This window comes from Gordonia sp. NPDC003424 (assembly GCF_053588655.1).
In genome coordinates this window covers 176,439-198,303 of the sequence record NZ_JBSFQJ010000005.1, presented here as the reverse complement: position 1 = coordinate 198,303, position 21,865 = coordinate 176,439, and the positions used below count along the sequence as shown (strand labels likewise).

20 protein-coding genes and 3 pseudogenes are annotated in these 21,865 nt (G+C 64.4%); 16 read left to right on the top strand and 7 right to left on the bottom strand.

Annotated features, from left to right (window positions below; all coding sequences use genetic code 11):
* Nucleotides 1–192 precede the first annotated feature (192 nt).
* The 3 genes from ACWDTI_RS10005 to ACWDTI_RS09995 all read left to right on the top strand — a co-directional run bounded on the left by ACWDTI_RS10005 (nt 193) and on the right by ACWDTI_RS09995 (nt 2,623).
* Nucleotides 193–1,242, top strand: a complete 1,050-nt coding sequence (locus ACWDTI_RS10005) for an LLM class flavin-dependent oxidoreductase (RefSeq protein WP_449737914.1) — start codon at nt 193–195, stop codon at nt 1,240–1,242.
* A 308-nt stretch (nt 1,243–1,550) separates the two neighbouring features.
* A complete protein-coding gene (locus ACWDTI_RS10000; protein WP_449737913.1) occupies nt 1,551–2,069 on the top strand; it encodes a winged helix-turn-helix domain-containing protein in 519 nt (172 codons plus the stop codon).
* A complete protein-coding gene (locus ACWDTI_RS09995) occupies nt 2,048–2,623 on the top strand; it encodes an IS630 family transposase (protein WP_449737912.1) in 576 nt (191 codons plus the stop codon). The genes ACWDTI_RS10000 and ACWDTI_RS09995 overlap by 22 nt, the downstream gene beginning before the upstream one ends.
* A 41-nt stretch (nt 2,624–2,664) precedes the next feature.
* Here ACWDTI_RS09995 and ACWDTI_RS09990 read toward each other — a convergent pair whose 3' ends face one another.
* Nucleotides 2,665–3,429: a FadR/GntR family transcriptional regulator gene (locus tag ACWDTI_RS09990; RefSeq protein WP_449737911.1), complete on the bottom strand. Its 765-nt coding sequence runs from the start codon at nt 3,427–3,429 to the stop codon at nt 2,665–2,667.
* A 303-nt stretch (nt 3,430–3,732) separates the two neighbouring features.
* On the opposite strand from ACWDTI_RS09990, the gene ACWDTI_RS09985 reads away from it, so the two are divergent.
* The 8 genes and pseudogenes from ACWDTI_RS09985 to ACWDTI_RS09950 form a co-directional block, all read left to right on the top strand.
* Nucleotides 3,733–4,515 carry an enoyl-CoA hydratase/isomerase family protein gene (locus ACWDTI_RS09985; protein WP_449737910.1) on the top strand — a complete coding sequence of 261 codons (783 nt, stop codon included), beginning with the start codon at nt 3,733–3,735 and terminating at the stop codon, nt 4,513–4,515.
* Nucleotides 4,516–4,546: 31 nt separating this feature from the next.
* A complete protein-coding gene (locus ACWDTI_RS09980) occupies nt 4,547–5,356 on the top strand; it encodes an enoyl-CoA hydratase/isomerase family protein (protein ID WP_449737909.1) in 810 nt (269 codons plus the stop codon).
* Between the two features lie 37 nt (nt 5,357–5,393).
* Nucleotides 5,394–6,206, top strand: a complete 813-nt coding sequence (locus tag ACWDTI_RS09975; RefSeq protein WP_449737908.1) for an enoyl-CoA hydratase/isomerase family protein — start codon at nt 5,394–5,396, stop codon at nt 6,204–6,206.
* A 5-nt stretch (nt 6,207–6,211) separates the two neighbouring features.
* Nucleotides 6,212–7,255 (top strand): phosphotransferase family protein, encoded by a 1,044-nt coding sequence (locus ACWDTI_RS09970; protein ID WP_449737907.1) that lies wholly within the window; start codon nt 6,212–6,214, stop codon nt 7,253–7,255.
* Nucleotides 7,256–7,281: 26 nt separating this feature from the next.
* A complete protein-coding gene (locus ACWDTI_RS09965; RefSeq protein ID WP_449737906.1) occupies nt 7,282–8,319 on the top strand; it encodes a hypothetical protein in 1,038 nt (345 codons plus the stop codon).
* An 82-nt stretch (nt 8,320–8,401) separates the two neighbouring features.
* Nucleotides 8,402–9,493 carry a Fic family protein gene (locus ACWDTI_RS09960; RefSeq protein ID WP_449737905.1) on the top strand — a complete coding sequence of 364 codons (1,092 nt, stop codon included), beginning with the start codon at nt 8,402–8,404 and terminating at the stop codon, nt 9,491–9,493.
* Between the two features lie 8 nt (nt 9,494–9,501).
* A pseudogene (locus ACWDTI_RS09955) lies at nt 9,502–9,576 on the top strand (HIT domain-containing protein); the annotation flags it as partial.
* Nucleotides 9,577–9,861: 285 nt separating this feature from the next.
* A pseudogene (locus ACWDTI_RS09950) lies at nt 9,862–9,975 on the top strand (SDR family oxidoreductase); the annotation flags it as partial.
* A gap of 229 nt (nt 9,976–10,204) precedes the next feature.
* On the opposite strand, the gene ACWDTI_RS09945 reads toward ACWDTI_RS09950, so the two are convergent.
* The 3 genes from ACWDTI_RS09945 to ACWDTI_RS09935 are packed head-to-tail and all read right to left on the bottom strand — an operon-like array spanning nt 10,205 to nt 13,064.
* Nucleotides 10,205–11,098, bottom strand: a complete 894-nt coding sequence (locus ACWDTI_RS09945) for an SDR family oxidoreductase (RefSeq protein WP_449737904.1) — start codon at nt 11,096–11,098, stop codon at nt 10,205–10,207.
* Nucleotides 11,099–11,131: 33 nt separating this feature from the next.
* The gene (locus tag ACWDTI_RS09940) at nt 11,132–12,268 is read right to left on the bottom strand and encodes an acyl-CoA dehydrogenase family protein (protein ID WP_449737903.1); all 1,137 of its coding nucleotides are present in this window, start codon (nt 12,266–12,268) and stop codon (nt 11,132–11,134) included.
* A gap of 1 nt (nt 12,269) precedes the next feature.
* Nucleotides 12,270–13,064, bottom strand: coding sequence for an enoyl-CoA hydratase-related protein (locus tag ACWDTI_RS09935; protein ID WP_449737902.1), 795 nt, complete (start codon nt 13,062–13,064; stop codon nt 12,270–12,272).
* Between the two features lie 303 nt (nt 13,065–13,367).
* Between ACWDTI_RS09935 and ACWDTI_RS09930 the strand changes: the two genes are divergently transcribed.
* The 4 genes and pseudogenes from ACWDTI_RS09930 to ACWDTI_RS09915 all read left to right on the top strand — a co-directional run bounded on the left by ACWDTI_RS09930 (nt 13,368) and on the right by ACWDTI_RS09915 (nt 17,297).
* A complete protein-coding gene (locus ACWDTI_RS09930) occupies nt 13,368–14,366 on the top strand; it encodes a DUF7064 domain-containing protein (RefSeq protein WP_449737901.1) in 999 nt (332 codons plus the stop codon).
* Between the two features lie 72 nt (nt 14,367–14,438).
* Nucleotides 14,439–15,549: pseudogene (locus tag ACWDTI_RS09925) on the top strand (NAD(P)-dependent alcohol dehydrogenase).
* A 49-nt stretch (nt 15,550–15,598) separates the two neighbouring features.
* Complete coding sequence (locus tag ACWDTI_RS09920; protein ID WP_449737900.1) at nt 15,599–16,759, top strand: phosphotransferase family protein; 1,161 nt, start codon at nt 15,599–15,601, stop codon at nt 16,757–16,759.
* A 10-nt stretch (nt 16,760–16,769) separates the two neighbouring features.
* Nucleotides 16,770–17,297 (top strand): hypothetical protein, encoded by a 528-nt coding sequence (locus tag ACWDTI_RS09915; RefSeq protein WP_449737899.1) that lies wholly within the window; start codon nt 16,770–16,772, stop codon nt 17,295–17,297.
* Here ACWDTI_RS09915 and ACWDTI_RS09910 read toward each other — a convergent pair.
* Nucleotides 17,281–18,102, bottom strand: coding sequence for a helix-turn-helix transcriptional regulator (locus ACWDTI_RS09910; protein WP_449737898.1), 822 nt, complete (start codon nt 18,100–18,102; stop codon nt 17,281–17,283). The genes ACWDTI_RS09915 and ACWDTI_RS09910 overlap by 17 nt on opposite strands.
* The gene (locus ACWDTI_RS09905) at nt 18,102–19,220 is read right to left on the bottom strand and encodes a response regulator transcription factor (protein WP_449737897.1); all 1,119 of its coding nucleotides are present in this window, start codon (nt 19,218–19,220) and stop codon (nt 18,102–18,104) included. Before ACWDTI_RS09905 ends, ACWDTI_RS09910 begins: the two co-directional genes overlap by 1 nt.
* Nucleotides 19,221–19,434: 214 nt before the next feature.
* On the opposite strand from ACWDTI_RS09905, the gene ACWDTI_RS09900 reads away from it, so the two are divergent.
* Entirely contained in the window at nt 19,435–20,718 is a 1,284-nt protein-coding gene (locus tag ACWDTI_RS09900) for an MFS transporter (protein WP_449737896.1), read from the top strand.
* A gap of 23 nt (nt 20,719–20,741) precedes the next feature.
* Here the strand turns inward: ACWDTI_RS09900 and ACWDTI_RS09895 are convergent, their stop codons facing one another.
* Complete coding sequence (locus ACWDTI_RS09895) at nt 20,742–21,857, bottom strand: CaiB/BaiF CoA transferase family protein (protein WP_449737895.1); 1,116 nt, start codon at nt 21,855–21,857, stop codon at nt 20,742–20,744.
* Nucleotides 21,858–21,865: the final 8 nt, after the last annotated feature.

Below are 21,865 nucleotides of genomic sequence, written 5' to 3'. Positions count from 1 at the left end.
AAGGAAGCGTTGTCGAAACCACCTCCTCACGCAGCGCTTCCCCGCTGGTTGAGCAGCATCCGGAGCGCCAGCGAAGGAAGCGTTGTCGAAACCACCTCCTCACGCAGCGCTTCCCCGCTGGTTGAGCAGCATCCGGAGCGCCAGCGAAGGAAGCGTTGTCGAAACCACACCACCCGCGACAGGATTACTGACATGACGACATTCGGGGTCAACGCCTTCGGCGTGGGCACGGGACGCGAGCGCTTCACCACTATGGTCGACCTCGCCCGGGAGGCCGAGGAGATCGGTTGCGCCGCGGTGTGGACCAGTGAGCTCTACAGCCGATCGGCCACCGTACCGATGGCCATGCTCGCCGCCGGCACGGAGACCATCTCGATCGGCACCAATATCGCCTATGGTGTCGGCCGCAGTCCGCTCATGTGGGCGGCCGAAGCGCGCGACCTCGACGAACTGTCTGGTGGCCGAATCATTCTCGGCCTCGGCAATGGCACCCCGAAGATGATGGAGGCCTGGCACGGGGTCAGCGGCGAGGCCCCGGCCGAACGCATGGCCGAGTTGCTCACCGTACTCAAGAAGCTGTGGCACCTGCACCAGGGCCCGGTCGACCACGACGGCCGGTTCTACCAGCTGCACATCGCGCCCACCTCGGATGTGTCCGAGCCCGTGCGGCCCGAGATTCCGATCTGGATCGCCGGCGTCAACAAACTGATGCTGCGCACCGCCGGTCAGCACGCCGACGGTCTTGTCGGACACCCGATGTACACCGCCGACTATGTTCGGGGTCCGGTTGCCGAGGAGATCGCCAAGGGCGCAGCGCTCGCCGACCGCGATCCGTCGGACGTGACCATCATGGGCATCCGGATGTGCGGTATCGACGACGACGTGGACAAGGCCCGACGGCAGATCGCCTACGCCATCGGCCAGTACGCGGCCTCGCGCGTCTACGACCGACTCTTCGCGCTGCACGGCTGGAGCGCCGAGCAGGACCAGATCCGCCAGGCCGCCCGCGCCCGCGATACCGAGGGTGTCATCGCCGCGGTCACCGACGACATGATCGACACCATCGCCATCGCCTGCACCCCAGCCGAATTCCCCGATGCCCTTGCCCGCATCCCCGACGGCTTCGACCACCTCGACCTCATCGCCCCACCTTGGGGACTCACCGATGCCGAAACCCGAGCCATCAACGGCCACATCCTGGCCGGCCTGCGCCAGTACCTTTCGGTTCCTGCCGCTGGTTAATACGCCGCCCCGCTCGCAGAGTCCCCCGCCCTACCGCTGGTTGAGCAGCCCCCGAGGCGTTAGCCGAGGCGGCGTCCGTCGAAACCAGCTGTCCTGCAACCAACACACAGAGGTTTCGACGCGCTCGGCTCACGTCGCCGGGCTTGCTCAACCAGCGGAAAGGGAGCGGCTTCGCTGGTTGAGCAGCGACGAGCGAGCGCAGCGAGCCCGACGCGTGCGAAACCACTCGGGCAAGCGTATTAAAGAGGTTTCGGTAATAGGGTGTGTCAATCAGCGCTAATCCTGTTGAGCTGCTGGATAATTGATGCATGGAATCAAATCCCACACGGGGTGGAACACGGAAGAAGAGCGGGAAATCCAGCGGTGACAGGGATTTCGACGCTTTACGGGATCGGCGCATGCGAGCAGCCGACATGTTCGCCGCCGGGAAGCGTCAGGTCGAGGTTGCCGCCGAATTGGAGGTGTCCCAGCAAACCGTGTCGCGCTGGTTCAAGGCCTGGTCCGAGGGTGGGCGCGACGCGCTCGACGGCGCACGCCGAGCCGGCCGCAAGCCGTGGCTCACCGATGAACAGATCGCGGAGTTGGAAACCGAACTAACCAAGGGCCCCAAGGCTAATGGCTTCGTTGCCGACATGTGGACCCTCGACCGGGTCGGCGAGGTCATCGAGCGGATGTTCTCGGTCCACTACTCACGCACTCAGACCTGGTCGATCCTGCGTGACCGGCTCGGCTGGACCCGCCAACGCCCCGCCCGCCGCGCCGTCGAACGAGACGAAGACGCTATCGTCACCTGGCGCAAGAAGGAATGGCCACGCATAAAAGAATAGCGCGGCGCCTGGGCGCCTGGATCTGCTTCCAAGACGAGAGCGGCTTCTCGTTACTGCCAGCAGTCCGCGCGACCTGGGCGCCACGCGGCGTCACACCCGTTCTCCACCATCGCTTTTCCTGGAAACGCATGTCGGTCTCCGGCGTGCTGGCCTACCGGCCCGACCGCAGCGAATCAGCCTTTTCCTACAGTCTGCGCGCCGGGTCCTACAACACCGAGACACTCATCGAGTTCCTTGCCGGCCTGCATGACCACTTCAACGGAGTACCGGTGATCGTGATCTGGGACGGCCTACCCTCGCACCGCTCCCGGGCGATGAAAGCCTGGCTCGACACCCAGAAGCACTGGCTGCGCACCGAACGCCTGCCCGGCTACGCCCCCGAACTCAACGCCATCGAACAAGTCTGGGGCAACATCAAATCCACAGAGCTCGGCAACCTCTGTCCCGACACCATCGAAGAAGCACGCATCGCCGCCGAAGCCGGACTCAACCGCGTCGCCGCCAGTCACGATCTCTGCTACGGCTTCCTCAACCACACCGGACTTTCTTTGTGACTAGCACTCACCCTATTACCGAAACATCTTTAGCGCTTGTGTCACCCCTCCCGCAGATCGATCTCCGTACGCTCCTCAACCTGCACAACGGCTTCGGCATATCCGTGCACGTGCTTGGTCATCCGACGGGTCGCTGCCGCGGAGTCACCGGCCTTGATGGCGTCGGTGATCGTCTTGTGTGCCTTGTACGTGGTTTTGCGCACCTCGTCGTCGACGAACGCCTTGTTCTCGGTGGAACTGTAGATGGCGGTGGAGAGTGCGGTCATGAATCCGGTGAGCAGTTCGTTGTGGCTGGCGACCGCGACACCGATGTGCCAGTCGACGTTGGCCTGCAGAAACCGTTCGAGCGGGATGTCGAGATCGCCGAGCGATGTGTTCGCCGCTTCGAGCGCGACGATGTCGTCGTCGTTGCGGTACTTCGCCGCCAGTCCCGCGCATGCCGGCTCGATGGCCTCACGCGTCTCCAGCAGGTCGGTCAGTCGTAGTTGCTGTCCGCGGATGAGCAGGTTGACCGACGTGGCCACGGAGTCGCCGCCTGGTTGCTGAACAAACGCGCCACCGGAGCGACCGGTCTTGATCACGACGAGGCCCTGGACCTCGAGAATCCGCAGCGCCTCACGCACCGTGGTGCGGCTCATCCGGGTCTGCGTGACCAGCTCGCGTTCCGGCGGTAGGGCAGTGCCCTCGGGAAACTCGCCGCGCAGGATGCGTTCACGCAGGTCATTGGCCAGGACGTCGGATGCCTTGGGCACCTGCATCGGTTGTAGCTGAACCGGGTGTCGTGCAACCGCGCTGGACTCGGCCATCACTACCTGCTTTCTGTGCTTATGGTCGTACCTAATTTATCAGTACCAACAGGCTGCATGCGACCGTATCGGCGCGGAGTGTCACGCTGCGGTATTTTGGTCATACCAAAATAATGGTTGACTTGAAGTGTCGGTGTCGATAGCGTCGAATGAAGGCTTCGACGACGCCCTCCGCTAGCGCTCCGGGCTGCTCAGCCGGCGGAGGACGGCCCCGCTGGGTGTATTGAACGGCCACTCCGGCGAGCTCGGTCGGCTCAGGCATAGGTGTCGGCGCAGACGAACAGACGAAATGTGAGGACGAAAATGGCGGATCAGCCGCAGGACGTGGTCACCTGGAAGGCGGTGTCCCCGGGTATCACCGCGGTCACGCTCGAACGCCCCCCGGCGAACGCGCTGGGTATCCCGCTGCTCGACGGTATGCATCTGGCCATGGATGCCGCAGAGAAGGCCGGTGACGTCAAGGTCATGGTCATCAGCTCGGCCATTCCGGGCTTCTTCGCCGCGGGCGCCGACATCAAACACCTGTCATCCATCGACGCGACGAGCTTCACCGCCTACGGCGACAAGATGCGTGAGGTCAACGACCGCCTCGCCGCATCGCAGTGGATCTCCATCGCCGCCATCGACGGCGTCGCCCTCGGCGGCGGCCTCGAACTCGCGATGGCCGCCACGCTGCGCGTCGCGGGCCCCAACGGCCGATTCGGGCTCCCAGAGGTGAAGCTCGGCCTGATCCCCGGTGCGGGCGGCACCCAACGACTCCCGCGTCTCGTCGGCCGCGGCCGTGCCCTCGACATCATGCTCACCGCACGCCAGGTGCTCGCCGACGAGGCCTTCCGCATCGGACTCGTCGACCGCCTCACCGACGGCGATGTCACCGCAGCCGCGCTCGAGTTCGCCGAGCAACTTCTCGGCCCGTCGCTGCCGGCGCAACTGTCGGTGGTCCGGACTGTCGACGCGGCCTTCGACCTGCCGTTCGATCAGGGTGCCCGTTTCGAGGTCGAGCAGATCCAGTCGCTGTTCGAAGACGGTGAAGCGGCCGAAGGCATCCGCGCCTTCGTCGACAAACGCAAGCCGCAGTTCCGCTGACCCCAATCCGCGTGGAGTACAAGGAGTCCAGATGAAGACCCTCGACCAACGGTTCGAGACATTCCTCGCCGAAGAGGTGAAGCCGGGCATCGTCGTCGTCACCCTCAACCGGCCCGACCGCTACAACGCGATGACCAACACCATGTTCATCGAACTCGAACAACTCGCCTGGGGCCTCGACACCGAAGACGACCTCCGCGTCGTCATCATCACCGGCGCGGGCAAGGCGTTCTGCTCGGGTTACGACCTCGCCGACGCCGACAACCTCCCCAGCCTCGGCGCACTCGGCATGCTCGATCAACAGGAACGCGCCGCGCGAGCACTCTCGGCGATCCGCTCCATTCGGGTACCGGTCATCGCGGCGGTCAACGGCGCCGCCGCCGGCGGCGGATTCTCCCTCGCGCTGGCCGCCGACATCCGGATCGGCAGCAGCGCAGCGAAATTCAATGCTGCCTTCGTCCGCATCGGGCTCTCGGCCGGTGACCTCGGCACCTCCTGGCTGCTCCCCCGGCTGATCGGTCCCGCCAAAACCAGCGAGATCTGCTTCACCGGACGCATCGTCGGGGCCGACGAAGCCGCCGACCTGGGACTGGTCAACTGGGTCAGCGACGACGACGTGGTCGCCGACGCGCTCGGTCTCGCCGAGCAGATCGTGTCGAACTCCCCTGGCGGAGTGCAACTGTCCAAGCGGGCACTGCAGGCCAACCTCGAGGTCGGCTCCTATGCCGCTGCGCTCGAGCTCGAGAACCGCGGACAAGCGCTGCTCACCCGCAGCTCCGACATGCCCGAAGCCCTGGCCGCGTTCAAGGAGAAGCGCCCGCCGGTGTTCCAGGGCAACTGACCGCGACTTTCACCCCACCGAGCAGAGCAGGCCACCGATGAGCATCGACTTCCCCTCCCTCGATACCCTGACCTTCACCGAAGCCGAACCGGGCATCGGCATCCTGCGGATGAACCGGCCCGACCGAATGAACTCGCAGACCGTCGCGATGTTCCACGAATACCTGGCCGCAGGACGGGCGCTGCGGGACAGCGGATTGCGCACCCTCATCGTCACCGGCACCGGTGAACGGGCCTTCTGCGCCGGCTTCGACCTCGACGAGATCGACGTCATCACCAAGATGGGCGTGCGGGAGTTCTTGAAGTTCCAGGAAACCGCCACGGGCGGCATCCAATCCATCCGGCACCTGCCGTTCCCGGTGATCGCCGCCATCCACGGGCCGGCCACCGGCGGCGGGTTCGCCCTCGCTCTCGCCGCCGACATCCGCCTGGCCGCGCCGACCGCCAAGATGAGTGCCGCATTCGTGAAGGTCGGTCTGTCCATGGGGGAGTTGGGCACCTCCTTCAACCTCGCTCGTCTGGTTGGCCCGGCGCGTGCAGCCGAGATCGGGTTCACCGCCCGCATCGTCGAGGCCGACGAAGCGCTGCGGATCGGACTCGTCAATCAGGTTGTGCCGTCCGACGATCTGCTCGACGAAGCGATGGCGATGGCCCGGCTCATCGCGCAGAACTCGCCCGGCGGCGTCCGTATGTCCAAGCGTGCAATCCAGCGAAACAGTGAAATCGGTTCGTATGAAGCCGCGTTGGAACTCGAGAACCGCGGACAGGCGCTGTTGACCCGCACCGACGACATGCCCGAAGCGCTCGCTGCGTTCAAAGAGAAGCGCGCACCCCAGTTCACCGGACGGTGAGCGGCGTGGACTGGGACTGGAGCAAGGCAGATCTCGCACGGTTGCGCGAGTTCCTCGCCGCCCGCGACATCGTGCGCGGACCGATCACCACCAAACGGATCGGCGACGGACACTCGAACCTCACCTATCTGGTCACCGACGGCACCGACACCGCCGTCGTCCGCCGGCCACCGCCGCCGCCGATCCCGCCCGGCGCCAACGACATGCTGCGTGAGGCACGCATCATGTCCGCGCTGTGCGACACACCGGTACCAGTGCCGGAGGTGCTGGCCACCGCGGACGAGGGTGAGGTCATCGACGTTCCGCTGTATGTCATGTCCTTCGCGCCGGGCCCTGTTGTCACCACCGCCACACCGGCGCCGCTCGACGTTCCCGCACAGCGCCGCGCGATCGCCGAGAATCTTGTTGACACTCTGGCCGCCCTGCACGCAGTCGATTGGCGCGCCATCGGTTTGGGCGACCTCGGCCGACCCGAAGGGTTCAACGCCCGCCACGTCGCACGGATGCGTCGTCTCGTCGCCGACGAGAACGGTGACGCACCTGCCGGATTCGCCGACATCGACGCCTGGCTGCTCTCCAACACACCCACCGAATCCGATGCGACCCTGGTGCACTGCGACTTCCGCATCGGCAACGTCGTCCTGGAACCCGATGCCCCCGGCCGCCTCGCCGCGGTCCTGGACTGGGAACTGTGCACCCTCGGCGACCCGCTACTGGACATCGGCTACTTCCTGGCCACCGTCCCCGAACCCGGTCATCCACCCAACCCGACCGCTGGCCTCGGCACCGCGATGCTCGAAGACGGGTACCCGACCCGCACCGAACTCCGCGACCGCTATGCACAACAGAGCGGACGCGACCTGTCGAACCTGGAGTGGTACACCACCCTCGCGCTGTGGAAACTCGCGGTGCTCTACGAATACAGTCGCCGCCGTGTCGTCGACGGCATCGGGGACCCGTACTACGCCGACCCCGCACTGGTACAGAGCTTTCTCGACGATGCGCGTCGTTCAGCGGGACTCGTCCCCGCAGGCTCGCCACAACGCTGACAGATCAACGACAGCAAGGAGATCCGATGCCGACCGACACCACAACCTTCCACGATCCGCTGGTCGGACCCGATGCGACGGATCTACCCGCCGGTTTCTTCGACCGCGCCATGTTCAACCTGCACCCGCGCCACGGCACCGCGCCGTCGATCATCATGGGCTTCGGGTTCTACCCGCTCAAGGATACCGTCGACGGATATGTGCTCGTCAGCAGCGACACCGAGCAACGCAATCTCCGCTACGCGAGCGTGCTCAGCGCCACCGACCGTGACGGCGCCGGCCCCTTCCGCTTCGAACTGCTCGAACCAAACACCGCATGGCGTCTCCGGTTGGGCCCCAACGAGATCGGCGTCGAGTTCGACGTCACCTGGCGTGCGCAGACACTGCCGTGGTTCGGCACGGTCGCCGTCGCCAACGACTCTGCGACCCCGACCTCGTTCGATCATCTGTTCCAGCCGGGCCACTACAACGGCACGCTGACCATCGACGGCATCACGCAGTCCGTCGACGGCTGGTACGGCCAGCGAGACCGCTCCCGCGGCGTCCGCACGATGTCGGGCGGGCAGGGTCTGCACATCTGGTATCAGGCGCAGTTCCACGACTTTTCGATCGGCTTCCTGCTCGTCGAGACCCGCGACCATCACCAGATGCTTCTCGAAGGCGCGGTGATGCACGAGAACGGCCTCGTCGACACCATCACCGACGTCCGCCACGATCTCACCTTCGACGCGAATCGTGATCTGGTGGAAGGGATTGTCGAGGTCGACACCGTCTCCGGACAGACCTACCGAGCGGGGGCCGACGCCCGCGCCGGTGGCGGCTACATGGCGGGCGGCGGATACGGCGGCCACCACGGCACACATCTCGGCGTCGACCACGTCGAGTCCGATCGATACCCGTTCGACGGATCGGTCAACCCCAGTACCCTCGACTCCGCGCTCACCGACCGGCTGTGCGCCTTCACGTCCGACGGGCAGCAGGGGACCGGGATCTTCGAGTTCGCATTGACACGCAGTCGGTCGTATCGGTATCAGCCGTCGCTCGCGCCCCGTCGGGACATGTAAAGAAACTTCACACATCAGCGCCGACATGTAAAAAATTCGCCAAAAACTTTACATATGCCGGTGGGGCTGGGATGCTGCGCAGATGGCCATATGGAAGCCGGATAGACCCTACAACGCGTTGCCACGTCCGCCGAAACCGTCGGATGTGGAGTCCACCGCGGTGCTCAAGGCGGCCATTACAGCGAACCGGGCACTGGCCCAACTCGATCAAGCAGCCGTCTCCATTCCCAACCCGACCGTCATGATCAACACGATTCCGCTGATCGAGGCGCAGGCCAGCTCAGAGATCGAGAACATCGTCACGACCACCGACGACCTTTTCCGATTTCTCGATGACGACGACTCAGCAGACCCGGCAACCCGGGAGGCGTTGCGGTATCGCACCGCGCTCCGCGTCGGATTCGACGCGACCCTGCACCGCCCACTGACCACAGCGACTGCGGTCAGCATCTGCAGCACCATCAAGGGGCGGGACATGCGCATCCGTGACCTGCCAGGTACCCGTCTCGCTCATCCAACCTCCGGGGTCGTCACCTACAGCCCGCCCGAGGGCGTCGATGTGATCACCCGCAAACTCGCCGACTGGGAGACCTTCATCCACGCCGACGACGGCCTCGACCCTCTGATCCGGATGGCTGTCGCCCATTACCAATTCGAAGCAATCCACCCGTTCGCCGACGGCAACGGGCGCGCCGGCCGAATTCTCAATGTCCTGATGCTCAGTCAGGCCGGCCTGCTTCGCTCGCCGATCCTCTACCTGTCGCGGTTCATCATCGAGACCAAGGATGACTACTACCGAAAGCTGTTGGCGGTCACCGCGGACGGTTCCTGGCACGACTGGATTCTGTACATGCTGCGCGGAGTCGACGTGTCGTCGCGATCGGCACTGCGCAAGATCACCGCGATCCGGGACCTGCAGGAGTCCTTTGCTCATCGAGCGCGTGCGGCCACTCGTGGCGGGTCGGATGCCGAACTGTTGAATGTTCTATTCGAGCAACCGTATTGCCGGATTTCGGTGGTGGTTGAACGCTGCGGTGTGTCGCGTCCGACGGCCACCGCCTGGCTCACTGCGCTGTCAGCGGCAGGGCTTCTCGACGACGTCAAGGTCGGTCGCGATCGTCTGTTCATCAATCGGGCCCTACTCGACACCCTGTCGCGTCGGGAAATCGACTGAGCGCCTTCATGGACATCAACCCCGCCTACGACGGCCACCTGTTGGTAATCCCCAAGCGCCACAGCACCGATCTCCTCGAGATTGGCAGCCGGGAGTGCCGGGTAACCCGGAGACCATCAGCGCGGTCGGCAACCAATTGTCTGCCGTATTGTCCTGATATCGCCTGCTTTTCAGATGCCACCGGGTTGGCGTGGATCTCTGGGGGACGCGCACGCGCGTATCTCGCTCGCGGCTGCCGTGACGATCCGGCAAGTAGGAAGTACGGACCGCGATGACCGGACGTCTGCACTGGCGATGACCTGTTGAGTGGCAAAGTGGGAACCAACAAGGAGGAGTTCGCCGAGGTATCGAGCGCATCGGTGGTGCCGCCCATCCCGTGGGTACAAGCGATCGACATCTCCAACGCGCTGCTGTTTCTCGCGTCCGACGAAGCCCGCTACATCACCGGTGTGCCGCTGCCGGTGGATGCGGGGAATATTTTGGTGCGAGCTACGGGTGGTCTCGATACGTCCGGGCTCGCAAGCTCGCTCGGACTACTCGACCAGCGGAGGGGTGCGATCAGCGGAGTGGCCCCTCCCGCTGATCGAGTAAGGGAGGAGCTTGCGACGAGCGCATCGAGATCACTTGTCGGTTTCGGTCTCGATACGTCCGGGCTCGCAAGCTCGCTCGGACTACTCGACCAGCGGAGGGGTGCGATCAGCCGAAAGGGCCTCACACGCTGCGCTGCGCCTTACTCGTCTCTGACGCCGCCTTGGAACTCTCCTTGATCTGCTGCCAGTCGGCATCGGACAGACTGGTCAACCCGGCGAATGTGCCCGGCCCGGCGAGCATTTGACCACCATCCATCGCGATGCACTGCCCGGTCAGATAGTCGCACGCATCCGACAGCAGGAACATCGTCAGGTTGGCGAGTTCCTCGATGGTGCCGGCGCGACCGGCGGGGATCTGATCGGTCTGGGTGGCGCCGACCGAACTCTTGTCGGTGGGGTTGAGCATCTCCCACGCGTAGTCGGTCGGGATCGGGCCGGGGGCAACGGCATTGACGCGGATGTTGTATTTCGCCCACTCGACGGCCAGCGACATTGTCATCGAATGCACGGCGGCCTTGGCCATCGCCGACGGCACCACGAACGCCGACCCAGTCCACACCCAGGTGGTCAGGGTGGACAGAATACTGCCAGGCAGGCCGTCGGCGATCCATCGCTTGCCGGCGGCGTGGGCGGTGTGGAAGGAGCCGTTCATCACGGTGCTGGTGATGGCCGAGAACGCCCGCGGACTCAGATCTTTGGTCTGCGCGATGAAGTTGGCGGCCGCGTTGTTGATGACGCCGGTCAGCGGGCCGTGCTCGGACCAGATCTGTCCCATCGTCGCATCGACGTTCTCGTATTCACGGACGTCGACGGTGTGGAAGTGCACCGACCCGGGCCGCGGCTCGGATGCCTCGGCCGCCGCCTCGGCGAGTACGGTTTCGCGGCGGCCCCAGAGGTGCACTTCGGCGCCGTGCTCCACGAGGTGGCGCGCCACCCCGCGGCCGAGGCCGGTGCCGCCTCCGGTGATCAGGATGCGTTTGTCGGCCAGGAGTTTCGAAGAGTATGTCTCGCTCATCGGTACCTCATTCGTGGGTGGGGATCGGGTGGTTTACAGCCCGACGCTCTTCGCGATGATTTCGCGTTGAATTTCGTTGGTGCCGCCGTAGATCGGCGGTGCCAGGGCGCGTCGGACTTGGCCTTCCATGCCGTATTCGCGGGCGTAACCGTAGCCGCCCATCATCTGCATCGCCTCCAGTGAGGTGTTCTTGGCGACTTCGGTGCAGCGCATCTTGGCCATCGAACTCTGCAGCGACAGTTCGTCTTCGAGTCCGGCGTCGATCTTGGCCGCAACGTCGTAGACGAATACCCGGGCCAGTTCGATGTCGGTGGCGAGATCGGCGATGCGATGGCGTAGCGCCTGGAACGATGCGATCGACTGACCGAACTGCTCGCGTTCCTTCGCGTAGGCGATGACATCGTCGAGGGCCCGACGGGCCGCGCCCATACTCATGGCGGCGATGATCATGCGTTCGATCGCGAGTCCGCGCATCAGTTGTTTCCATGCATTGCAGGGTGTTCCGACTACGGCCGATACCGGCACCTCGACGTCGGTGAAGAACACATCGTTGCAGGTGCGCGGTTCCATGGTTTCGATGCCGCGGATGGTCAGTCCAGGTGCCGACGTCGGCACCATCAACAGGGTCATGCCCTGATGCTTGGTGCCCGTCGAATCCTCGCGCGCCAGCACCAGAATGTGCTCGGACACATGGGCTGCCGAGATCCAGGTCTTCTGCCCGTTGAGGAGATACCGGTCGCCGTCGCGGCGGGCGGTGACCCGAAGCCCGGCCAGATCCGAGCCGGCACCGGGCTCACTGAGCGCGATCGCCTCGAGGCGCCCGGCCACCAGGTTGGTGACGATGGTCTTCTTCTGCTGCTCGTTGCCCCATCGAACATAGGTTTGCGCGGCGGTCAAGCCGGTGGAATAACCGGTGATTGGGGCGAGTCCGCGGGCGGACTCCTCGAGGAAGATGCATTCGTCGACAAAACCCGCACCGCCGCCACCGAATTCCTCGGGCAGCGAGACGCCGAGCCATCCGTGGCGAGCGAAGTCGGCGAGCACCTGCGGGCTGTTGGAGAGTGTTCCGCCGTCGGTCAGCGCGTCGCGCTGGGCGACCGTGGCGAGTTCACGGCGACAATACTCCCGGATCGCCGCCGCGAACTCCCGCTGCTCTGGTGAGTACTGCATGTCACTTCCCGCGGTAGGGGGTGAAGTCGGGCTTGCGCTTCTCGTTGAACGCGGTGATGCCCTCGCGGGCTTCGGGGGTCTCGCCGAAGATCTCCAGCGTGGAGTACGCCATCTGCCCGACGCTGACGAAGTGTTCGGTGTCGGTGTTGAGTGACTGCTTGAGCACCTTGAGAGCGGTGGGGGAGAAGTCGAGCATCTGATCCGCCCAGGCGCGCACTTCGTTGCGGAGTTCGGCGGCCGGTACAACCTTGTTCACCAGACCCCAGTCGAGTGCTTCTTCGGCCGAGAGGCGGCGCAGCATGAACCAGATCTCGCGGGCCCGCTTCTCGCCCACGACGCGGGCGAGGTAGCCCGAGCCCAGGCCGGCGTCGAAGGAACCGACGCGCGGGCCATTCTGACCGAACTGGGCGGTGTCGGCGGCGATGGTGAGGTCACACAGGACATGCAGCACATGTCCGCCACCGATGGCCAAGCCGTTGACCGCGGCGATGACCGGCTTGGGGTTGTCGCGGATGACGCGGTGCAGCGACTCGACCTCGAACAATCCGCTCTGCGACGGGCCGTAGTCGCCGGTCTCCATGCGTTGCTTCTGGTCACCACCGGCGCAGAACGCCTTATCGCCGGCACCGGTCAAGCAAACGACGCCGACCTCCGAGCTGGCCCAGGCACGCTTGAACGCGAGGATGAGCTCGTCAACGGTCTGGGCGCGGAACGCGTTGTAGCGCTCCGGGCGGTTGATGGTGATCCAGGCCAGTCCGTTCTCGACCTCGTAGGTGATGTCGCCGAATTCGCTCATCAGACGTCGGTGTCCCTTCGTTGTGTCGTGTTGTGAAGCGGCCAATCGCAGTTATGGACTGACCATTTGCATCACAGTACCTTTTCGCGCGCTCCCGAGCAATACTCCACCACGCGCCGGGACAGATAGGTGGCAACTTCAGCCCTGCGGTGGCGCGGATGTCACCCCCATGGGGGATTTGATGTCGCGGCGGGGGAGTATCGCCCGTCGATCCTGGTGTGGTCTGTGTCACCGGATCTACGGTCATGCCATTCGACCGAACAACGCCGAAAGCCGAATACCCAAGAAAGGCAGTGTCAGACCGTGATCACCGCAGCAGACACCGACTATCACGAGAGCGACCCCTCTGAGCACACGTGGGCCGAGACGATTGTGTGCGTTTTCTCGGTCCCCGAGGCGGGGATCCTGGGCAACGCCTATGTCCTGTCCCGCCCCAACGTGGGTGCCACGATCTCCGGGGTCGTCGTGCACTCCGGGTTCTGCGCCCCGCACGAGATCGACTTCACCGACCCGCAGGTGCACGTGCCGGCGCCGGACCGCTTCTCGAAGTTCGAGTTGGCGAGTGGGCTGGCATTCGAAGCCACCAACGCGCCGCGCGACTTCCGGGTCAACTACGAGCATGCCTTGGGTGAGTGTCGCTTCGACCTCAATTTCGAAGGACTGCATGAACCGTTCGATGTCCACGACCCGTCACACAACCCGTTGGTGGACGCGTCCGCCGGCGACCTCGACACCGGCCTCGGCGATGTGTGGGCCAACGGTCACTACGACATGATCGGTCACGTCACCGGCACCCTCGAGCTTCGCGGTCACAGCTACGACGTCGACTGCTATGACGGTATGGATCGGAGCTGGGGTCCCCGTGCCGAGATCGGTAACCGGGGTGCAGCGTGGATACACGTCACCTTCGGTGCGGAATTCGGGCTTCACCTGGGTATGGCACTGGATATGCGTAACGGTGAGATCGTGTACGACGGCTTCCGCTTTGGGTACGTCGTCGAAGACGGCGAGATGTTCGGCATCACCGACGCGACCGTGGAGGCGTCGCGCGTGGATCTCGTGGCCGTCTCGAATCACATTACGGCAGTGGATGTTCGCGGGAAGCGTCACGAGTTCTACGGGGCTGCCGTTGGCGGTGCGCCCTGGTACAGCTTCAGTCCGGCCTACGTCAGCGCGCAGAGTCTGTTCCGCTACGAGGATCGCGGGCGCGTGGGATTCGCCGAAGCCACCGACGTCCTCGGACTCGAGTTCCTTGCCCAGCGGGTCAGCCGCCATGGCCGCATGCGTCCCCAGACTGCCTGAGCAGCAGCACCATCAACCCGTCACGAAGCACCGCAACGCCGGGCCCGCAGGGGTCGGGCAAGAGGAGTCACCATGCCACGTTCCATCACCGCCGCGCTCGCCCGCGAATCCGGCGGACCGTTTGACGTCGAGAAGGTCGAGCTGGCCGATGTCGGCCCGAGAGAAGTTTTGGTCGAGATTCGCGGTGTTGGCCTGTGCCACACCGATATCGCCGCTCGCGACGGATTCTTCGGCCTGCCCTATCCCATGGTCTTGGGACATGAGGGCAGTGGCGTCGTCGTCGAGGTCGGCCCCGATGTGCGCTCGGTCGAACCGGGCGATTGGGTCGCACTCTCCTTCGCGTCGTGTGGAGAATGCAAGCAATGCACGGATAATCGCCCCGCATACTGTCGCGAGTTCGGCGCGCGGAACTACGGAGGAGGTGTCCGTGCCGACGGGTCGACCGCGATCACACAGGATGGTGAGGCCGTCGTCGGCGACTTCTTCGGGCAGTCGTCCTTCGCCACGCATGCCCTCGCATCCGAACGCAACGTCGTCAAGGTTGATCGCGATGTGCCGCTCGAATTGGTGGGCCCGCTCGGCTGCGGCATCCAGACCGGAGCAGGAGCGGTACTGAACAGCATGAACTGCGCTGCGGGAGAATCGATTCTCGTCCTCGGAACCGGGCCGGTCGGACTCGCAGCAGTGATGGCCGCGCGAATCCGACGGGTGCGCGCCGATCATCGTCAGTGATCTCGATGAACGACGTCGAGAACTCGCGATCGAATTGGGTGCGACACATGCACTCGACCCGTCACTGGGCGTGCTGGACGAGCAGGTTCGGGCGATCGTGCCCGACGGCGTCGACTACGCCTTCGACACCACTGGTATCCCCGCCGTACTCGAGCAAGCCATCGGGGTCATCGCCCCCCTCGGCACACTGGGCTTTGTCGGCGTCCCGCACGACCTCGCGGCCACCGTCGCTGTTCCGATCGTCCCTGCGATGGTCACCGGCCTTACGCTCCGCGGAATCACCGAAGGAGACAGTGATCTCACGACGTTCATCCCGTATCTCCTCGAACAGTATCGAGCCGGCGAATTCCCCTTCGACCGGATCATCACCACATACTCCTTCGACGAGATCGACCGTGCGGTCACCGACCAACTGCAGGGCGCGGTCGCGAAAGCCGTACTCGTCCTGTGAGCCACCACATCCTCGACCATCACAACCCACTGACCACAGGAGGAAACACATGACGACATCGATGACGCAACCCGGGACACGGGTCGAAGCCAGTGTCGACGCCGTGCTCAAACGCAAGCTCGACCGCCGGGGGTCGGTCGTCCACGAACAACCCGCAATTGCGACCGTTTCCACACGGCTGCACCAGTTCCTCGCGAACCGCGTAGACGGTGACTTCTCCATCGAGGGGATCGGCCGACTCGCGGGCGGCGCATCGAAGGAACAGTTCGTCTTCAATCTGCGGTGGCGGCCCGACGGTATGGAGCGCACCGACAGGATGGTGCTGCGCATGGACCCACCCGGCTCCATGGTGGAGACTCCCCGCCGACGCGAGTTCGAGGTCCTGCGCGCCGTCGACGGTGTGGTGCCGGTTCCCTCCGTGCACTGGGTCACCGAGGATGAGGCAGAGCTGGGTGCGCCATCGATGATCTGCGGCTACGTCGCCGGGGCCGCCAGCGCCCGCGATGCCCGCAAGACCGCATCCGGTCTCGGAACCGTGTACGGACCCGCATTGCGTTCACAACTCGGCCCACAGTTCATCGAGCATCTCGCCGCGTTGCATCGACTCGACTGGGCAGCAGATGATCTGCCGTCGTTCGAGTGCCCGCGTCCCGGCACCACCGACGCGCTCGACTGGCGGTTGGCCGCGATTGATCGTGCGTGGCAGGAGGATTCATTCGAAGCCCATCCGGTCATCGCACTCGCCCAACAATGGCTATGGGCGAAGCGACCCGTCGTCGACAAAATCTCCGTCGTGCACGGCGACTACCGCAACGGCAACTTCCTCTTCGACGAGGATGCCGGCACGATCACCGCGGTCCTCGACTGGGAGCTGACCTATCTCGGCGACCGTCACCACGATCTCGCCTACGCGATGATGGAAGGGTGGGGTGAGCACGACGAGACCACCGGGGAGTTCTACTGCTCGGCACTGGTGCCGCGCGAACAGTTCATCGCCGACTACGAGCGACTTTCCGGGCTGTCGGTCGACATCGACCGGCTCGAGTACTACACCGTGCTCAACATGTATTGGGCAGCCGTGGCGTTGGTCGCGACCGGGCCGCGGAACTCGGCGGAGCGGTTGACCCACCTCGACGCGATGCAAACATTCCTCGCCGGACTCGGCGCATTCTACATGGATCAGATGCTGGCGATCGTCGGCAAGGACTAGGAGATATGAGATGATTCCCACTGTCGCGCAACAACTATTTGCTGCACGGAACACGATCGCGAAGGTTGTCATGCCCGCCATCGACACCTCCGATTCGTTCGCCATCGAGCAGGCCGGGCTGGTACTCGCCTGCCTCGACTGGGCGATGGACGTGCAGGAATCCGAGTTTGCCAACGAGGCTCTCGAACGCTCCGAGTATCGTCGTACTCTCGAATTGCTTGTTGCCCTTGATTACTGCGATTCGGCGCGTCGGCTTCTGGATGAGACGGCGGACGTGCCCGCCGACCTCGACGGCTTGCGTGATCACGTGGTTCGGCTGAAAGATTCTGTTACGCAGCGATACCGAGCGATTGCCAGCAGCGGCGGTCCGATAGCCGATGACGCACAACGAATTGTTGTTGATGTCGCCCGCCGCCAGACCCAACGAGAACTGTCTTGGTGTCGGATGACCGGTTTCCCGCAAGGGGTGACCTCGGGCGTCGCCGGAGTTATCGATGCTCAGCGGCAATCGGCGTCGTCGGTCAACGCCGTGGCATAGTTTCCGCTGTCGAGGGGCGGTTCGCCGGATGGCGGGCCGCCCCCGCGCCGGTTGAATGGGCAGTGCGCGAAATGAACTCAGCCCGATTGGCGGCACCACTCTTCTTCAGGATCTTCTTCACGTGAGATTTCACCGTGTCCGTCGAGATGAACAGTTCGTCGGCGATTGCGCGATTCGAGAGACCGTTGAGCACGAGTGCCATGACCTCCCGTTCGCGAGCGGTGAGTTCACCCGGATCGCCGAGCGGGACTGTGGGCCGGGACAGGTGGCCGATGCAGTGCGGCGGCAGGTGCGCCAAAACCGCATCTTGCTGCTGTTGCCGGTGACCGAGCGAGGCCGACTCGAGAGCGACCGCGATCAGGTCGACGAATCCGTCAAGCGCCTCGCGGGTGACATCGTCGAACGAGCCCTCGATGAGAAGCGCAATCGATGGGCCGTGATCGATGTCGATCGGAAAGGTGGTCCAGCCGGGCAACGCGGATGTCTCCCGATTCTCAACCGGAATCAGTGCGACCCGCGCGTTGTCGGTGATGCGTGCCAATGCCTGACGGACGGACCGCTCGATGGTGCCGCGGTCGTGGTCTGCGAGCAGGGTGGAGGTTGCGGCGCGCAGATCGTTGAGAATGGCCTCGAGTCGACGCTGCTCGACTGATTCGAGTCGGTCGTGTTCCTCGATGGCCTGGGCGAGTTCACGCTGCGCTCGGCGGGCGGCAGAGTCGCTGAGCGCGGCGTTGCACAGTTCGCTCAGCCGCTGGTCGATCTCGCCACGCAGGTCCATCAACGTGGGCTCGATGGCGGGTTTCATCACCCGACCAACTCGTCATGTGGCAGCGACCGCTGCAGTGCTGCGGCCTCGGCCCGTGAACTGATCCCCAGCTTGCGGTAGATCCGCTTGGTGTGGGACTTGACGGTGCTCTCGGAGAGGTAGAGCGCGTGGGCGATGCCGGTGGCCGATTGTCCTTGCGCGATCATGTCGAAGACCTCATGTTCGCGTGTGGTGAGCGCGGTCCGCAGTTCGTGGTGCGATCGTGGCGGTGCTTCGATCTCGATCGAAGCTTGTTCGGACAAAATGTCTTTCAGCGATAACTGGGTGGTCTCGATCTCGTCCACCGCACGTTGGAGCGCGTTGAGCGCATCCTGGGCCTCGGCGCTTCTGGTGGCGATCGTCGTCTTCAACGACAGCCGTTCTTCGGTCAGCGAGTACACGGCGGCGGCGTTCTCGAGTGCCTCGAGATCTGCGGTGGTCAGATCCACGTCGTGCAGATCGGCGTGCAGAAGTCCCGTGACTCGACCGAAGGCAGTGACCGGTACCGCGAGGTAGCCGCGGGGCCGGGAGAGCTCGACGAGGGGCCGGTAGGTGTCGCGATAGATATCGGCAGGGTCGACGGCAATCGAACGTCCCGTGCGCATGACATCTTCCTCGCGGGGTGCCGCGCCGGGCGGCAGCGACAACTCCTCGATCGCTTGACGCAGTGGACCGAAGGCATCGTCGAGGTCGGGGTGTAACGCGATCGTGGTGGGGGACCACCCGCAACGAGTCGCGGGTGAATACACCGACTTTCGAAATCCCATGTCACTGCACAGTCGTCGGGTGACTGAATAAGGGCGCTCGGCGCGGCTCGCTTGAGTGAGGTCGGCGAGGAGGGCTCGGAGCCCGGCCACGTGACGATGGGTGGTCATCAGGTGCCGCGCCTCCGCACGGCGTTTGAGACTTTCGATCTCGGCGACCAGCTCGGCGGCGCGGCGCATCTCGTTCGGGGCGAAGCCGGCGCGGAGCCGTGCCAGTAATGCTCCGCGGATGGCGTTCAGCGAAGTGACACTGCCGGACGCCGCGGCCAGAAGTTCATGCGCGGCGTCGGCGCTCCCGAGGGTTACTGCCAGATTGAGGAGCGCTTTGATGTCGCAACTCGCGTGATCATCCATTGGACCCACCATCCGTGCTGTTCGCCGTCGGCCCGCTCAATGGAATCCGGCAGGTGATGACTATAGGTCTGACCATAGTCGGATCGCGCCGCGCGTTCAAGGACAATGCGTATTTGGTCCGATATTTACATTTGGACGGTCCTATGTTGTCATGTGTGTGATCCCGGACACTCGGGATGCGGGGGCTTGTCCACGATCTGTGAAGGATGCACACATGGCGAGTTCGACCTTGGCGCAGGGACGTCATCTCAACCGGTGGTGGTATGCGGCGACCGGATTCCTGACATTGCTGTTCGGCACGACGACGGTGAACGTGCTGTTCAACGTCCTGGGCAAATCCATGACGGATGATTTGGGGTGGGAGCGCAGCGTCATCACCAACGGGCTCTCGATCGAAACCTTCGTTGTCGGCTTCAGCATCGTGGTCCTGGGGTTTCTCGTCGACCGGTTCGGTCCGAGCATCCCGTCGATCCCGATGGTGCTCGCGTTCGGCGGCGGGCTGATGCTGATGGCCGCACTTCCGGACAATCAGGCTGCCTTCTACTCGCTGTGCGTGCTGATCGGGATCGGCGCGGGTGCGCTGAATCCCGTTGCGCACGCCACCGTGGTGAGTGCCTGGTTCAAGGATCGGCGTGGCCTCGCGCTCGGGTGTTTGATGGCCGGTCTTGGCGCGTGCGGTGTCATGATGCCGTATCTGGCCAATTGGCTTCTGGCAGAGGTTGGTTGGCGATCGACGTTCCTGATCATCGGTGTCCTGTGCACAGTGATTCCCGCGTCGGTGTACGCTTTCGTCACCCGGATGCCGGTCGAACATGTCGAGGAGCGGCGTGCCGCACGGGCCCGGGGGAAGGTTGCCGGTCAATCGCTGGTCTCGATCGCCCGCAGCTCGCGCCATTTCTGGTTACTTTGTGCGGCGATCTTCCTCGTGTCGTCGGCGACTTTCGGACTGATGGCGCAAGTGGTTCCGATGACCACCGACAAGGGGTTCGATCGTGCGCTCGCGGTCGTCATTCTCTCCGCCTTGAGTCTGTCGTCGGTCGCGGCGAGATTCGGCGTCGGCTACCTGCTGGACCGATTCTTCGCACCGGTCATCGGAGCGGTGATCTTCGCGCTCTGCGGGGTCGGGGTGATTCTGTTGATCACCTCGAGCAGTGTGCCGGTCCTCTTTCTCGGAGCTGCGCTGGTCGGTGTCGCGCTGGGTGCGGAAGGCGATGTCGCGGCGTACATGACGAGTCGCTACTTCCCTCAGCACTCGTACGCGCGCGTCCTCGGCTCGGTGTACTTCCTCTACGCCATGGGTTCTGCCTTCGGCATCTATCTGCTCGGTCAGGTCTACGGAGCGACCGGATCGTATGCGGCCGGAGTCATTCCGATCGTGGTGATGGTCGGCGCGGGGATCGTGTGTCTGCTGGGAATGGGTGGGTATCGGTACTCGCTGGATCATCGGGAGCTGGTGGCCGATTCCGAGGCCGTACCTGAGGGGGTGTCGGCGTCATGACATCTACGGTGAAGCGCTCGGAGTCACGAGACCACGGACGCTGACCGACCAACCGTCCAGTCACCGATCGCGGCGCCGAGCTCTATCCGTTTGCCAGGCTGCCTGGGCGACTCGGGCCGGCTCCGGGAGAACCTCGGTGCCGGTGCGGGTTGGCGCCGCCCCCAATGGGTTTCGATGCACCCACGTTCGGTGAGGTGTGGATGTTGGGCTGCTTCGTCGAGGGTGAGCACCGGAGTAACGCAGGCGTCCCTCCCGTCGAAGCGTGTGACCCACTCGTCTCGCGATCGTGCGGCGAACAGCGCGGCGAACCGTTTCTTGAGCTCCGGCCATGTGGTCCGGTCCATTTGAGTGGCCTGGAGATCGGCGGATAGATCCAGACCATCGAGAAGGGCAGCGTAGAACGGTGTTTCGACCGCGCCCACGGCGACGTATCGACCATCAGCGCATTCGTAGGTGTTGTAGAACGGTGCACCGCCGTCGATGGTGTTCTCGCCGGGCGTGGTCGACCACGCATCGTTGGCCACCTGATTCCAGTAGAGCGCCATCAGGGTGTTGACCCCGTCGATCATGGCGATGTCGACAACCTGGCCGGCGCCCGAACGTTCCCGCTCGAGAAGGGCGGCGAGAATGCCCTGGACGGCAAGCATCGATCCGCCGCCATAGTCGGCGAGGAGATTGAGCGGTGGAAGTGGCGGCGTACCGGGGTGGCCGATGCTGTGCAGCGCGCCGCTGAGTGCGAGGTAGTTCATGTCGTGTCCGGCGATCTGTGCCATGGGTCCGTTCTGCCCCCACCCGGTGATCCGCGCGTAGACGAGGCGCGGGTTGCGGTCGAGGCAGATGTCGGGGCCGATGCCGAGGCGTTCGGTGACTCCGGGTCGGAAGCCCTCCAACAGAACGTCGGCCTGCTCGATGAGTCTGAGGAGTTGTTCGCGGTCGTCGTCGGCCTTGAGGTCGACGAGGACGGTGCGTCGGTTGCGGAGAATGTCGTCGACGTCGGGTGGCACCATCTCGACACCGGGGACGGGACGGTCCACGCGGATCACGTCGGCACCCAGGTTGGCGAGCATCAGGGCGGCGTGCGGGCCAGGGCCGATCGAACCGATTTCGATGACGCGGACACCGGACAGGGCAGTGGTCATGTACAGAG

Excerpts from the sequence above, each read along its gene's own strand:
- ACWDTI_RS09990 (WP_449737911.1), bottom strand. The coding sequence starts at position 3,429 with ATGGCCGAGTCCAGCGCGGTTGCACGACACCCGGTTCAGCTACAACCG.
- ACWDTI_RS09895 (WP_449737895.1), bottom strand. The coding sequence starts at position 21,857 with ATGACCACTGCCCTGTCCGGTGTCCGCGTCATCGAAATCGGTTCGATC.
- ACWDTI_RS09975 (WP_449737908.1), top strand. The coding sequence starts at position 5,394 with ATGAGCATCGACTTCCCCTCCCTCGATACCCTGACCTTCACCGAAGCC.
- ACWDTI_RS10005 (WP_449737914.1), top strand. The coding sequence starts at position 193 with ATGACGACATTCGGGGTCAACGCCTTCGGCGTGGGCACGGGACGCGAG.
- ACWDTI_RS09935 (WP_449737902.1), bottom strand. The coding sequence starts at position 13,064 with ATGAGCGAATTCGGCGACATCACCTACGAGGTCGAGAACGGACTGGCC.
- ACWDTI_RS09985 (WP_449737910.1), top strand. The coding sequence starts at position 3,733 with ATGGCGGATCAGCCGCAGGACGTGGTCACCTGGAAGGCGGTGTCCCCG.
- ACWDTI_RS09980 (WP_449737909.1), top strand. The coding sequence starts at position 4,547 with ATGAAGACCCTCGACCAACGGTTCGAGACATTCCTCGCCGAAGAGGTG.
- ACWDTI_RS09920 (WP_449737900.1), top strand. The coding sequence starts at position 15,599 with ATGACGACATCGATGACGCAACCCGGGACACGGGTCGAAGCCAGTGTC.
- ACWDTI_RS09965 (WP_449737906.1), top strand. The coding sequence starts at position 7,282 with ATGCCGACCGACACCACAACCTTCCACGATCCGCTGGTCGGACCCGAT.
- ACWDTI_RS09945 (WP_449737904.1), bottom strand. The coding sequence starts at position 11,098 with ATGAGCGAGACATACTCTTCGAAACTCCTGGCCGACAAACGCATCCTG.
- ACWDTI_RS09900 (WP_449737896.1), top strand. The coding sequence starts at position 19,435 with ATGGCGAGTTCGACCTTGGCGCAGGGACGTCATCTCAACCGGTGGTGG.
- ACWDTI_RS09910 (WP_449737898.1), bottom strand. The coding sequence starts at position 18,102 with ATGAAACCCGCCATCGAGCCCACGTTGATGGACCTGCGTGGCGAGATC.
- ACWDTI_RS09940 (WP_449737903.1), bottom strand. The coding sequence starts at position 12,268 with ATGCAGTACTCACCAGAGCAGCGGGAGTTCGCGGCGGCGATCCGGGAG.
- ACWDTI_RS09915 (WP_449737899.1), top strand. The coding sequence starts at position 16,770 with ATGATTCCCACTGTCGCGCAACAACTATTTGCTGCACGGAACACGATC.
- ACWDTI_RS09995 (WP_449737912.1), top strand. The coding sequence starts at position 2,048 with ATGGCCACGCATAAAAGAATAGCGCGGCGCCTGGGCGCCTGGATCTGC.
- ACWDTI_RS09905 (WP_449737897.1), bottom strand. The coding sequence starts at position 19,220 with ATGGATGATCACGCGAGTTGCGACATCAAAGCGCTCCTCAATCTGGCA.
- ACWDTI_RS09960 (WP_449737905.1), top strand. The coding sequence starts at position 8,402 with ATGGCCATATGGAAGCCGGATAGACCCTACAACGCGTTGCCACGTCCG.
- ACWDTI_RS10000 (WP_449737913.1), top strand. The coding sequence starts at position 1,551 with ATGGAATCAAATCCCACACGGGGTGGAACACGGAAGAAGAGCGGGAAA.